Here is an 11,988-nt window from a genome sequence, read left to right as displayed (position 1 = left end):
AGAAGGGAACAGTATCAATGGCACTGACGAAGAAGGGCGAGTTCTGGTACGGGACAACGTCCGGCGACACCCAAGCCGAGCTGCGCAGCTACAGCATTGCGAATCTTCATGAGGCCGTCCGGTTTGCCTCGTCCAAATGCGATTGCGGATGCCGGACTTTTGCGCTGCAGACGGATGAAGAAGCCGGCGTGGCCATCCGCACCTGCACCGACTGCGGGCAGGAACACCTGATGGGCGACAGCGCGGAACATGTTGAAGAGGCCACCCCCGAGGCACACGAGTGCGTGTGCGAGAACGAGACGTTCGAACTGATGTCAGGCGTCTCCGTGTACGAAGGCACACACGACGTGCGCTGGTACTACATCGCTTGCCGCTGCGTGGAGTGCAATCTGGTTGGGGTCTTCGCAGACTGGAAGTGTGAAGCGGGTGATGCAGCGGCCTTCCTCGCCAAGGTATGAGCGCGCGGGATCAAGACGCGCTGCCCAAAGATCTGGTCAAGCGGGTTTGCCGGGTGCATGCAGGCGATAGCGCAAAAAGCGAGCCCCCTCGATATCCAGTGCGCCATCTGGCCGAAATCCCAGCTTGAGAATCCCTTTTATTCTGGTTCTTGAAGGTGGCAGCAAAATCGTGATGGAGCTCAGCCCCAAGCCAGTGAATGCACGTTTCACTATCTCTTGATAGATGGCTTTGCCACTTCCCCAGAATTTGGGGTGAAGCACCAAAGCGAGGTCGGCATCACCTTCCTCGTACTGCAAACCGCCCCAGCCGGCAAATTGCTGGTCAATTTCAAACGCCCATGGCCCATAGCCGTATTGCTGCCACTGGGCATCCTTTTGCCGAGCCCATTCATTTGCTTTCGCCAGGTCGAAATTCGCACTTCCAAGCGGCATTTGTCGCAGCACATCTGGATTGTTGTTCAGCGAAACAATGTGAGCCGGATCAACTTCAGTGAGCCGCTTAAATTTCAAATTCATGCCTGTATCTGGTTGTCTACCCATCAAATTCAAAGCCTACCAAAACGGTGGTTGCCGACCGTGTATCTGAGCGTCAACCAAGGGGGCAGCAGTCCACAGTGCGGGGTTGCTGCCGCTGCAAGCCAAGGCTTCACTTTCTGATCGGCGGTGCGCAACCACTGCTCGGCGCTCGGCAACGCACCGCCACCAGCCCCGCTGCCAGCAGCGAAAGCAGTGCCAGCGCCCAGGGGCCGAGCGCGGGGATGGCCTGCGGGGCCAGCAGCACGGGCAGGCCGGGGTCGGTGATCTGGTTGGGCACGGAATCGCTGTCACCCACGCCGCCATCGGCCAGGGTGAAGGTCACGCTCAGGCCGTCGGGTGCAAACTGCGCGCCGGGCAGCGCATACCAGTGCGGCTGCGCGCAGGCAGCGCCGGTGCAGCCCAGCCCGTCGGGGCTGGGGCCGTATTTGTAATAAACGGCCCCCTGCGGCACTGGCGTGGTGAAGTGCACGGTCACCCGTGCATCTGCATTGCCAGCGACACGCCCCAGCACCAGGCCCAGCGGCGCGTGCACCGCACGCACATGGGACGGCAAGAGCGCGGGCAAGGTGGAGGCAAAGGCGGCGCTGCTGATCTCCCAGCCGTTCGCGCCATCCACCTCCACCGCCCCCAGATTGCCGTTGCCGCCCGCACCCTGCCACGGTGCGCTGCACTGCTGCGCTGCGCCGCCATATTCACCGCTGCACTGCCATTTGTATTGGCCGCCAGCGGATAGCACGGTCCCTGGCGTGCCCGTGGCGCACAGATTCGCGCTGGGCTTGAAGGCCACAGCGCCGTTGGCCGCTGAGCCGCAGGTGGCATCGACCGGGTCGTGGGTGAACGTGGCCGAAACGCTGCGCGGACTGGTCACGTTGGTGAGCTGGCATGCCCCCGTGCCCGCGCAATCGCCCGACCAACTGGTGAAGTGATAGCCCGTACCAGGCGTGGCAGTGCAGCTTGCGGCCTGGCCGTGGGTCACGGGGTTGGGCGTGCAGGTGACCGTGCCGTTGGTGGTGGCGGGGGCGATGCTGATGGGATAGGTGTTCAGCGCGAAGGTGGCACTCACGCTGCTCGGACTGGTCACGTTGGTGAGCTGGCATGCTCCCGTGCCCGTGCAATCGCCTGACCAACTGGTGAAGTGATAGCCCGCATCGGGCGTGGCGGTGCAGCTCGCGCCCTGGCCGTGGGTGACGGGGTTGGGCGTGCAGGTGACCGTGCCGTTGGCCGGGGCGGGGACGATGCCGATGGAATAGGTGTTGAGCACAAATGTGGCACTCACGCTGCGCGGGCTGGTCACGTTGGTGAGCTGGCATGCCCCCGCCCCTGCGCAATCGCCCGACCAACTGGTGAAGTGGTAACCCACATCAGGCGTGGCGGTGCAGCTTGCGCCCTGGCCGTGGGTGACGGGGTTGGGCGTGCAGGTGACCTTGCCGTTGGCCGGGGCGGGGACGATGCCGATGGAATAGGTGTTGAGCGCGAAGGTGGCACTCACGCTGCGCGGGCTGGTCACGTTGGTGAGCTGGCATGCCCCCGTGCCCGTGCAATCGCCCGACCAACTGGTGAAGTGATAGCCCGCATTGGGCGTGGCGGTGCAGCTTGCGTCCTGGCCGTGGGTGACGGGGTTGGGCGTGCAGGTGACCGTGCCGTTGACGGCGGCGGGGGTGGCGATGGAGTGGGTGTTGGGCGTGAAGGTGGCCGAGACGGTGCGCGACGCGGTCACGCTGGTGAACTGGCATGCACCCGTGCCCGTGCAATCGCCCGACCAACTGGTGAAGTGGTAGCCCGCATCGGGCGTGGCGGTGCAGCTTGCATCCTGGCCGTGGGTGACGGGGTTGGGCGTGCAGGTGACTGTGCCGTTGGCTGGGGCGGGGACGATGCCGATGGAATAGGTGTTGAGTACAAATGTGGCCCCCACGCTGCGCGGACTGGTCACGTTGTAGAGAATGCACGCGCTGGCAGTGCCCGTGCAATCGCCCGACCAATGGGTGAAGTGGTAGCCCATCGCGGGCGAGGCGACGCAGATGGTGTCTTGCCCATGGGGCACGGGGTTGGTCGTGCAGTTCACGCTGCCGCCGGTGACGGCAGGGGTGGCGATGGCGTAGGTAATCGGCGCGAAGGTGGCTCCCACGCTGTGCGCGCTGGTCACGTTGGTGAACTGGCATGCACCCGTGCCCGCGCAATCGCCCGTCCAGCCGGTGAACTGAAAGCCCGTTTGCGGCGTGGCAGTGCAGCCAGCGGCCTGGCCGTGGGGCACGGGGTTGGGCGTGCAAGACATGCTCCCGCCCGTGGTGGCAGTGGTAGTGATGGCGTAGGTGATGAGCGTCGTGTTGGCAGAGACGGTGGTAGCCCCGAGCACCACGGGCTGGCAAGCCCCCGTGCCGCTGCAGGCGCCGCCCCAGCCGCTGAAGGGGCGGGCGACAGGGTCGTGCACCGTGGCCGTGCAGCTGGCGCTGGAGCCATGGGTCACGGGGTTCGGGGTGCACTGTGCGCTGGCAATGCCCGCATCCGTGTTGACTGTCACCATGTGCTGGCGCGGTGCTAGGCAAGCGGCCGTGGTGCCGCCGCTGATGCCCGCGCAATTCCAGCGGAAGGCGTCGGACGCGGCAGACTGGTTGGTGGCCGAACCGGCGCTGCACAAGAGGGTTGGCAAGGTGAGCGAAGGCGCAGTGCTGCCACACGCGCCATTGGTAGGCGGCGGGGCGAAGGTGGCGCTGATGGTGCAATTGCCGGTAATGGTCGCAGTGGTGTAGGTGTTGCCCGCAAGCGATCCGCCGCAGCCGCTGACCTGCACCGTATAGCCCGGTGGCGTGGTGAGCGTGAAGCTGGCCTGCTGCCCCGCCGCTACATCGCGCCCCGCCTCGATGCTGCCGCCGCCCGTGGCCTGGGAGGTAACGAGGTAGGCGCGAGGCACGGAGCATTGCGGCGAAGGGTTGCCGCCGTAGCTGCTCTGGCACACCCAGGAGAAGGAGTAGGTTTCACCCATCACGCCGCTGGTCGTGCCCACGCTGCACAGCAAGGCGTCTGGCGGATAACGGCGAGGCGTGGTGCTGCTGGCACTGCCGCACACGCCATCGAGCTGCACGGAGCCGGCCTCGACCGTCATGCCGATGGAGGTCTGCGGCTCGGCCAGCCAGGCCGGGTTGTGGCTCGCGCCTGAATACCAGGTCAGCCCGTCGTTGGTGGCCGTGGTGATCTGGCGGCGGATCATGGTCTGGCCGATGCTGCGCACCACCACCCAGGCAAAGTCGCCCGCCGCCACGATGCGGTCGCCCGTGAACACGCGCATGCCCGGCGTGGCCGCGTCGGCGGTGAAGGGGGCACAGGCCGTCATGTCCACGAACGGCGTGGCGGCGCTGGCGTCGGTTGCGCACACTTGCAGCTCGAACTGGTCGATCTGGGTGAGATTCATCTTCACCTGCGTGATGCGCAGCGACTGGCTGCCAATCGGGATGCGGTTGGCCACCCACAGTTTGGTGTGGTAGCTGGAGTTGTGCTGGATGAGCCACGGGTCATTGGCGGCTGCCAGGTTGTCGAATACCGTGACTGCACCAGCAGACACTGAAGCCGCCGCCGTCAGCAGCAGCATGGCAATTCGAAGGGCAAGGGTTTTCATGGCGATGGGGTGGGTGGGTGGAGCGGTGTTCCACCCAGCCGCGATCGGCCATGAAAAATGCTTTCAGCACTTGTGTATCAAGCGCTGAAAGCCATGTTGATGCAAGCGTGTGGCACGGGTGGATGCGCACTGCCGGCCATCTTGCGGGCGCGCAGCCCTGGCGGCTTGACTGTGCGTTCGTACCGCGCTTGACTGGACGTTTCGCAAGCCTCACCCCCCCAAAAAAAGGGGCGTTCCCCTCCCCTCCCGCGCTATCATCCGCCCCGGCCCCCTGTCCCGGGGCTGATGCTTCAAAACATCCGTCGTATAGCGGCACAGCCTCTCCGAAAGCGAGGCTTGGTACACCGAATCCATCAGTCAACGCAGATGCGATGGCCTGTGGATTCGATCCGCAATGGAGCACGGAACAATGAACGCCGTTTCTCTCGCCTGCGCGCCGTCTTTTGGCGCAGCCCCTCCCTCATGCCAGGCCTTTGTGCCCGGCCAACTGCGGAGGGACATGGCATGAACCCCGCCCAGCCCTCCCCCACCACGGACAGCCACAGCACCCGGCAGCTGTCCAACGCCCTCACCCAGGTGGACCATCTCGTGCAGCAAGGCTGTGCAGAAATCTCCGCCATCGCCCAGTTGGCCCTGGCATGGCTGGAGACCCCCAAGGGCCATCGCCACCTGGACGTGGTGGCCCGCGCCCTGCAAAGCATCCGCGACAGCGCCGAGACGCTGGCCGACTACGCCGGCACCGAGGCCCAGGCCATGGGCTGCGGATATGCCATGGCGCGCACTTCATGGCCCGGCCTGTGTTGATGGTCCGGCCATGGGCTGCGGCGGTCATCCAGGCTCAGGTGCCCTGCGGCAGATAGCTTGGCCGGGCCGCCGTCATGCCGCGCTTGACCTGCTGGGTGAGCTCGTCGGCCAGCACTTCATCGAGCCCGGCCTCCAGTCCGTCCAGCGCGCGGCTGACGATGTCCTCGGGGCTGGACTTCGGTGCGTCAAGCCCGCGCGTGAGGTCGGTATCGACATAGGCCATGTGCAGGCCCAGCACCTGTGTCTTCTGCCCTGCAAGCTCGCTGCGCAGGGCGTTGGTGAGCGACCAGGCGGCCGACTTGCTGGCCGAGTAGGCGGCCAGTTCGCCGCCATTGACCCAGGAGGCCACCGACAGCACATTGAGCAAGGCCCCGCCGCCGTTGGCCTTGAGAACCGGCGCAAAGGCCTGGCTCATGCGCAGCACGGCGAAGAAGTTGGTCTCGAAGATGCGCCTGGCGACCTCTTCGCTGTCGGGCGCCAGAAAGCCGCCGGGCTGCGCGATGCCGGCGTTGTTGATCACCAGCGTGACGTCCGACGCCTGCGCTGCGGCGGCGGCCACGTCCTGCGGGCGGTTCACGTCCAGCTGCAGGGCATGCACGCCGGGCTGGGTGACGGTGGCGGGGTCGCGCGCGCCGGCGTAGACCTTGCGGGCGCCACGGGCAAGCAGCTCGCGTGCGAAGGCCAGGCCGATGCCGCGATTGGCGCCGGTGACGAGAACAACAGCGTTTTCAATTTTCATGGAGCACTCCAGGGGTGGGGGGAAACAGATTCAACGGATCTTGATGACGACCTTGCCCTTTGCGTGGCCGGCTTCGGCATAGGCAAGGGCCTCGTTGGTGGACTCGAATGCGAAGACCTTGTCCACGACCGGGCGGATGGCGCCCGCCTCGATGAGGCGGGTGATCTCGCGCAGCTGGCCACCGTCGGCCTTCATGAAGACAAAGGAGTAGTCGATGCCACGGCTTCGCGCCCGGCGCCTGATGCCGGAGCTGAGCAGCCGCATCACCAGGCGCACGAATGCGGGCGCCGCGATTGCCCTGCCAAATGCGGGATCGGGCGGGCCGGAGATGGAGACCAGTTTGGCGCCGCCCTTGAGCACGCGCAGGGATTTGCCAAGCGCCTTGCCGTCCTGGCTGTTGAGCACCACGTCGTAGTCGTGCAGGACGTCCTCGAAGTCCTGCGTGCGGTAGTCGATGACGACATCCGCGCCCAGGCCCCTGACCAGATCGAAGTTGGCCGCGCTCGTCGTGGTGGCCACAGTGGCGCCCAGGTGCCGGGCCAGCTGGATGGCGAACGTGCCCACGCCGCCGGAGCCGGCCTGGATGAAGACCTTCTGCCCCCTGGCCAGCCGGGCCGTCTCGACCAGGACCTGCCAGGCCGTCAGGCCCACCAGGGGAATGGAGGCGGCCTCTTCCATCGTGAGCCCCTTGGGCTTGGGCGCCAGCGATGATTCCCTGACCGGCACGAACTCCGCGAACGTGCCGATCCGGAAATCGTCCGTGCGTGCATAGACCTCGTCGCCGGGCTTGAACTGCCGCACGCTCGGGCCGGCCTTGACCACCACGCCGGCCACGTCGTGGCCCAGGATCAGGGGAAGGCGATAGGGCAGGATGAGCTTGAATTGCCCGTCCCTGATCTTGGAGTCCAGCTGGTTCACGCCTGCGGCATGGACCTGGACCAGGACTTCGTCGTCACGCAGCTGCGGCTCGGGTACGTCTGCCAGCTGTAAGGCGCGGTTCGCTCCATAGCTTTCCAGAATGAATGCCTTCATGGCTCTCCTTTATATGATGATCATCATATGTAAAGACGAAAAAAATCCAGGCACATGCACAGGGCATGCGCCATCACTGGCTGGCCGGCGCCAGGTGCTTGAGTGCTGCCTCGCGCAGGTTGTCGGACAGGGCCGGATCGTCCACCGCCCGAGCCAGCAGCAGGCTGCCGACCATGGTGGACAAGGTGACGAGCGCGCGCTCGTGGGCACCGGGCTGTCCCCAGTCCGGTGATTGGCGGGCGATGAGATCGACCATTTCCTTGATGTGGCCCGTGGCCACGCGGCGCACCTCCGGCGCCTGGCGCGAGGTCTCGGAACCCAGGGCCGCCAGGGGGCAGCCCACCTCGGCGCGCTGGACATGTTCCTTGGAAAGATAGGCGGCCAGCATGGCCTGCAGCACCATGCCGGGCGGTGCCTTGGCCACCACGTCGGCGACGGCGGCGCAGGACTCCGCGCAGGCCTTGCCCGCCGCTTCGGCCAGCATGGCATCGCGCGAGGCGAAGTGGGCGTAGAAGGCGCCATGCGTCAGGCCCGCCTCCTTCATGATGTCAGCCACCCCGGTGCCGCCATAGCCGCTGCGGCGGATGGCACGCGCCGCCACGGAGACGATGCGCTCATGCGTGGCCTCCTTGGCGGAAGCCCGGGCGCTGGAATTTGTGTTTCGCATGATGGTCATCATACATTGTTTGCGCCATGCACGCGCCGCAGATGGGACATCCGCCCGCAGCCATTGCATGGACAATCCCGGCATGTCTGCTGCTGCTTCACACCACAATCCATCCCGCCCCGTGCTCATTGCCGGCGGCGGCATCGGTGGCATGGCCACTGCCCTCACGCTGCACCAGATCGGCGTGCCCTGCATCGTGTTCGAGTCGGTGGCGCAGCTGCAGCCGCTGGGCGTGGGCATCAACCTGCAGCCGAACGCGGTGCGGGAACTGCATGACCTGGGCTTCGGCAACGATGTGCTGGACACCATCGGCCTGCAGGCGCGGGAATGGGCGCTGGTGGGCCGCAACGGCAACGAGGTGTATGCCGAGCCACGCGGGCTGCAGGCCGGCTACCGCTGGCCGCAGTACGCGGTGCACCGCGGGCAGCTGCAGATGATGCTGTTCAACGCCGTCAGGCAGCGCCTGGGCGACGACGCCGTGCAGTTGGGCCGGCGCGTGGTGGGCTACCGGCAGGATGCCGAGGGCGTGACCGCCCTCATCGACACCCGCGATGGCCAGCGGCTGGAGGTGCAGGGCTCGCTGCTGGTGGCGGCCGATGGCCTGCACTCGGCCGTGCGCGCGCAGATGCACCCCACGCAGCCGCCCATACAGTGGGGCGGCGCCATCATGTGGCGCGGCACCACGCCCGGGGTGCCGGTGCGCACCGGCGCGTCCTTCGTGGGCGTGGGCTCGCTGCGCCATCGCGTGGTGCTGTACCCCATCACGCCGCCGGACCCCGTCACGGGCCTGGCCACCATCAACTGGATCGCCGAGATCACGGTGGACAACCAGGGCGGCTGGCGGCAGGGCGACTGGAACCGGCGCGTGGCGCTGGAGGAATTCATCCACCACTTCGACGGCTGGGACTACGGCTGGCTGGACGTGCCGGCCATGCTGCGCGGCGCCACGGATGTCTTCGAGTACCCCATGATCGACCGCGACCCCGTGCCCACCTGGGTGGACGGCCGCGTGGCCTTGCTGGGCGATGCGGCGCATGTGATGTACCCGGTGGGCTCCAACGGCGCCAGCCAGGCCATCGTGGACGCGCGCGTGCTGGGTGCGCAGTTCCTTGCCCACGGCGTGGGCCCGCAGGCGCTGCGCGCCTATGACGACAAGCTGTGCAAGGACCTCTCGGCGCTGGTGCTGCGCAACCGGGGGGCCGGCCCCTTCGGCCTGCTGGGGCTGGTGGACGAGCGCTGCGGCGGCGTCTTCGACCATATCGACGAGGTGCTGCCACGCGAGGAGCGCGAGGGCTTCATGGCCCGGTACAAGGCCGCTGCCGGCTTTGCGATCGAGACGCTCAACGCCGCGCCCCCCACCATTGCGCCGGGGCAGCGCGTGGCCGGGGCCTGAGCCCTTGTGCGGCGGCAAGGGCCGCGAGTCGCCATAATCGGCCCTTGCCCCTGGCAGCCATCCCCAGATTTACATCACAGACCCAGCAGGAAGACCCCATGCCGATCCAATCCATTCTGAAATCCACCGTGGTGGCACTGGCGATCGTGGGCAGCGGTTCGCTCTTTGCGCAGGGCGCGCCCCTGAACACAGCGGCGTTCGACGCCCTGATTGCGCAAGGCCCCGTCGCCGACGCCGCGACCATCGCATCGAGCACCTGGGCCAGCAAGATCAAGCAGGCCGGCACGCTGCGCCTGGGCAGCACCCAGACCTCCAATCTGTTTTCCCTGCTCAACGAGAAGGACGGCAAGATACGCGGCTTCGACGCAGGCCTGGCCCAGCTGCTCACGCGCTACATCCTGGGCGATGCCTCCAAGTACCAGTTCGCGCAGGTCACCTCGTCCACGCGCGAGCAGGTGCTGATCAACAACCAGGCGGACATGGTGATTGCCACCTACTCCATCACCCCCGCCCGTGCCGAGAAGATCTCGTTTGCCGGCCCCTACTACACCTCGCAGGCCGGGGTGCTGGTCAAGGCAAGCAACAAGACCGTGCAGTCGTACAGCGATCTGGGCGGCAAGAAGGTCGCCACGCAGGCCGGCTCCACGGGGCCTGCCATCCTGGCGCAGCACGCGCCCAAGGCGGTCGTGCAGGAGTTCCAGACGCACCAGGAAGCGCTGGACTCCCTGCGCCAGGGCCGCGTGGACGCCTATGTGACCGACTACACCCTGCTGCTCAACACCCTGAGCCTGGGCACCGGCGACGCGCGGCTGGCGGGCGCGCCCTTCGGCACGCAGGATTCCTATGGCATCGGCCTGCCCAAGGGCTCGGACGGCGTGGCCTTCATCAATGCCTTCCTGAAGAAAATCGAAGCCGACGGCACCTGGGCCAAGCTGTGGACCATCTCCATCGGCCAGCGCACCGGCAGCACGGCCGTTCCCACGCCGCCCGCCCTGCCCTGAGCGATGGGTGACGTCTCCCGGCTCCTCGCCGACCACGGGCCTGCCTTCTGGCAGGCCCTCTTGCTGACCTGGAAGCTCACCGCGTTCTCGTTCCTGCCCGGCTTCCTGCTGGGCGTGGTCGTCACGGTGCTCAGGTTGCTTCCGCTGCCGCCGCTGCGCTTCGTGCTGACGGGCTACGTCGAGATCTTCCGCAACATCCCCAGCGTGGCGCTGCTGATCTTCATCGTGTTCGCGCTGCCCGATCTCAACGTCGTGATCGACTATGAGCCCAGCGTGGTCCTGGCCCTGGCGCTGGTGTGTTCCGCGTTCACGGCGGACTATCTGCGCGCGGGCATCAACACCATCGCCGGCAGCCAGATCGAGGCGGCGCTCAGCCTGGGCATGCGGCCCATGCAAATCATCACCTCGGTGGTCTTGCCGCAGGCGCTGCGCTCGGTGGTGCAGCCGATGACGTCGCTGCTCATTGCGCTGATGCTGTCCACCTCGCTGGCATCCCAGGTGCCGCTGGCGGGCCGGGAACTCACCTCGCTCGTGTCCAAGATCGCCAACGACTCCGCTGCCGGCATGGCCGCCTTCGCCGTGGCCGCCGCGATGTACGTGGCCACCGGATTGCTGATCGCCTGGGCGGGCTCCATCCTGGAAAAGAAGCTGCGGATACTGCGATGAGCCGTTCTCTGGAAGACATTCTGTTTGGCGCACCCAGCCCGCAGGCCCGGCGGGTCACGCAGGTGGCCAGCCTGATCGCGGCGGCCCTGCTGCTGGCGCTGGCCGCGGGCATCGCGCTGCGCTTTCATTCGGCAGGCCAGCTCGAGGCCCGGTTCTGGGAATTCTTCGCCTGGCCCACCACCTGGGCCTTTCTGGCCAAGGGCCTGCTCGGCACGCTGGCATCGTCGGCCATGGCCGCCGTGATTGCGCTGGCCCTGGGGCTGGTGCTGCTGGCGGGGCGCCTGGCGCGGCCCCGCATCGTGCGCTGGCCCAGCGTCGCCGTCATCGAATTCCTGCGCGGCACGCCCACGCTGCTGCTGATCTATGTGTGCTTTCTGGTGCTGCCCGCCGCCGGCATCAAGCTGAGCACCTACTGGATGCTGACCCTGCCCATAGGCCTGAGCACCGCCGCCGTGGTGGCCGAGGTCTACCGCGCGGGCGTGCTTGCCGTGCCACGCGGCCAGACCGATGCCGCGCGAAGCCTGGGACTGACCGAGGTCCAGGTCTTCCGGCTCGTCGTCTTCCCCCAGGCGGTGCGCTTCATCGTGCCGGCGCTGGTCGCGCAACTGGTCATCGTGGTCAAGGACACCACCTTCGGCTACATCGTCACCTATGGCGAGCTCATGCAGAACGCCAAGGTGCTCATTGCCAACTACCACGCGCTGGTGCCCGTGTACCTGGTGGTGGCGGTGCTCTACTGCCTTGTGAACTACGCGATATCCAGGGCGAGCAGGCGGCTGAACCGGCCCGTGCACTGAGGCCCGCCAGTGCCTGCCCTCAGGGAAGGCTCAGATCCATGCCGAGCATCCTGGCAAGGCCGAAGGTGAAGGCCAGCACGCACAGCAGCAGCAGCGTGAAGACGGCAGCGATCTTGCCGCCCGCAATGAGCAGCTCGCGCCTGTCCGCCCCCTTCTTCTTGCCTTGGTCGTAATGCCACTTGATGGCGAAGAACATGGCCGTGCCGAACACGAGCGCCTTGAACGTGACGAAGACTACGGGGATCCAATCGATCATTTTGAGAACTTCCAGCCAATGACTTGGC

The 11,988-nt window shown here is 66.5% G+C and carries 12 protein-coding genes; 6 read left to right on the top strand and 6 right to left on the bottom strand.

Annotated elements, in window-relative coordinates:
* Nucleotides 1–17 precede the first annotated feature (17 nt).
* Nucleotides 18–458 (top strand): hypothetical protein, encoded by a 441-nt coding sequence (locus G4D77_RS28370; protein WP_154834078.1) that lies wholly within the window; start codon nucleotides 18–20, stop codon nucleotides 456–458.
* 36 nt (nucleotides 459–494) lie between these two features.
* On the opposite strand, the gene G4D77_RS28365 is transcribed toward G4D77_RS28370, so the two are convergent.
* Together G4D77_RS28365 and G4D77_RS28360 are read right to left on the bottom strand one after the other, a co-directional pair.
* A complete protein-coding gene (locus G4D77_RS28365) occupies nucleotides 495–974 on the bottom strand; it encodes a GNAT family N-acetyltransferase (RefSeq protein WP_154834077.1) in 480 nt (159 codons plus the stop codon).
* Nucleotides 975–1,104: 130 nt separating this feature from the next.
* Nucleotides 1,105–4,605, bottom strand: a complete 3,501-nt coding sequence (locus G4D77_RS28360) for an IPTL-CTERM sorting domain-containing protein (RefSeq protein ID WP_227740983.1) — start codon at nucleotides 4,603–4,605, stop codon at nucleotides 1,105–1,107.
* 504 nt (nucleotides 4,606–5,109) lie between these two features.
* Here G4D77_RS28360 and G4D77_RS28355 point away from each other — a divergent pair.
* Complete coding sequence (locus tag G4D77_RS28355; protein ID WP_154834076.1) at nucleotides 5,110–5,409, top strand: hypothetical protein; 300 nt, start codon at nucleotides 5,110–5,112, stop codon at nucleotides 5,407–5,409.
* A 34-nt stretch (nucleotides 5,410–5,443) separates the two neighbouring features.
* On the opposite strand, the gene G4D77_RS28350 is transcribed toward G4D77_RS28355, so the two are convergent.
* The 3 genes from G4D77_RS28350 to G4D77_RS28340 form a co-directional block, all read right to left on the bottom strand.
* Entirely contained in the window at nucleotides 5,444–6,148 is a 705-nt protein-coding gene (locus G4D77_RS28350) for an SDR family oxidoreductase (protein WP_047327508.1), read from the bottom strand.
* 30 nt (nucleotides 6,149–6,178) lie between these two features.
* Complete coding sequence (locus G4D77_RS28345) at nucleotides 6,179–7,180, bottom strand: NADP-dependent oxidoreductase (RefSeq protein WP_154834074.1); 1,002 nt, start codon at nucleotides 7,178–7,180, stop codon at nucleotides 6,179–6,181.
* A 73-nt stretch (nucleotides 7,181–7,253) separates the two neighbouring features.
* Nucleotides 7,254–7,859 (bottom strand): TetR/AcrR family transcriptional regulator, encoded by a 606-nt coding sequence (locus G4D77_RS28340; protein ID WP_154834073.1) that lies wholly within the window; start codon nucleotides 7,857–7,859, stop codon nucleotides 7,254–7,256.
* Between the two features lie 70 nt (nucleotides 7,860–7,929).
* On the opposite strand from G4D77_RS28340, the gene G4D77_RS28335 reads away from it, so the two are divergent.
* The 4 genes from G4D77_RS28335 to G4D77_RS28320 all read left to right on the top strand — a co-directional run bounded on the left by G4D77_RS28335 (nucleotide 7,930) and on the right by G4D77_RS28320 (nucleotide 11,704).
* Entirely contained in the window at nucleotides 7,930–9,240 is a 1,311-nt protein-coding gene (locus tag G4D77_RS28335; protein ID WP_026062110.1) for a flavin-dependent oxidoreductase, read from the top strand.
* 98 nt (nucleotides 9,241–9,338) lie between these two features.
* Nucleotides 9,339–10,241 carry a glutamate ABC transporter substrate-binding protein gene (locus G4D77_RS28330; protein ID WP_016446387.1) on the top strand — a complete coding sequence of 301 codons (903 nt, stop codon included), beginning with the start codon at nucleotides 9,339–9,341 and terminating at the stop codon, nucleotides 10,239–10,241.
* Nucleotides 10,242–10,244: 3 nt separating this feature from the next.
* The gene (locus G4D77_RS28325; protein WP_154834072.1) at nucleotides 10,245–10,907 is read left to right on the top strand and encodes an amino acid ABC transporter permease; all 663 of its coding nucleotides are present in this window, start codon (nucleotides 10,245–10,247) and stop codon (nucleotides 10,905–10,907) included.
* Nucleotides 10,904–11,704, top strand: coding sequence for an amino acid ABC transporter permease (locus tag G4D77_RS28320; protein WP_016446389.1), 801 nt, complete (start codon nucleotides 10,904–10,906; stop codon nucleotides 11,702–11,704). The genes G4D77_RS28325 and G4D77_RS28320 overlap by 4 nt, the downstream gene beginning before the upstream one ends.
* Before the next feature lie 19 nt (nucleotides 11,705–11,723).
* Here G4D77_RS28320 and G4D77_RS28315 read toward each other — a convergent pair whose 3' ends face one another.
* Nucleotides 11,724–11,960, bottom strand: coding sequence for a hypothetical protein (locus tag G4D77_RS28315; protein WP_016446390.1), 237 nt, complete (start codon nucleotides 11,958–11,960; stop codon nucleotides 11,724–11,726).
* Between the last annotated feature and the right edge of the window lie 28 nt (nucleotides 11,961–11,988).

The organism is Delftia sp. WY8 (assembly GCF_018437695.1).
GTDB classification, from domain to species: Bacteria; Pseudomonadota; Gammaproteobacteria; order Burkholderiales; family Burkholderiaceae_C; genus Comamonas; species Comamonas tsuruhatensis.
The sequence above is the reverse complement of the archived record's forward strand: the minus strand, read 5'-3'. Positions and strand labels throughout refer to the sequence as shown.

Excerpts from the sequence above, each read along its gene's own strand:
- G4D77_RS28370 (WP_154834078.1), top strand. The coding sequence starts at position 18 with ATGGCACTGACGAAGAAGGGCGAGTTCTGGTACGGGACAACGTCCGGC.
- G4D77_RS28365 (WP_154834077.1), bottom strand. The coding sequence starts at position 974 with ATGAATTTGAAATTTAAGCGGCTCACTGAAGTTGATCCGGCTCACATT.
- G4D77_RS28360 (WP_227740983.1), bottom strand. The coding sequence starts at position 4,605 with ATGAAAACCCTTGCCCTTCGAATTGCCATGCTGCTGCTGACGGCGGCG.
- G4D77_RS28355 (WP_154834076.1), top strand. The coding sequence starts at position 5,110 with ATGAACCCCGCCCAGCCCTCCCCCACCACGGACAGCCACAGCACCCGG.
- G4D77_RS28350 (WP_047327508.1), bottom strand. The coding sequence starts at position 6,148 with ATGAAAATTGAAAACGCTGTTGTTCTCGTCACCGGCGCCAATCGCGGC.
- G4D77_RS28345 (WP_154834074.1), bottom strand. The coding sequence starts at position 7,180 with ATGAAGGCATTCATTCTGGAAAGCTATGGAGCGAACCGCGCCTTACAG.
- G4D77_RS28340 (WP_154834073.1), bottom strand. The coding sequence starts at position 7,859 with ATGATGACCATCATGCGAAACACAAATTCCAGCGCCCGGGCTTCCGCC.
- G4D77_RS28335 (WP_026062110.1), top strand. The coding sequence starts at position 7,930 with ATGTCTGCTGCTGCTTCACACCACAATCCATCCCGCCCCGTGCTCATT.
- G4D77_RS28330 (WP_016446387.1), top strand. The coding sequence starts at position 9,339 with ATGCCGATCCAATCCATTCTGAAATCCACCGTGGTGGCACTGGCGATC.
- G4D77_RS28325 (WP_154834072.1), top strand. The coding sequence starts at position 10,245 with ATGGGTGACGTCTCCCGGCTCCTCGCCGACCACGGGCCTGCCTTCTGG.
- G4D77_RS28320 (WP_016446389.1), top strand. The coding sequence starts at position 10,904 with ATGAGCCGTTCTCTGGAAGACATTCTGTTTGGCGCACCCAGCCCGCAG.
- G4D77_RS28315 (WP_016446390.1), bottom strand. The coding sequence starts at position 11,960 with ATGATCGATTGGATCCCCGTAGTCTTCGTCACGTTCAAGGCGCTCGTG.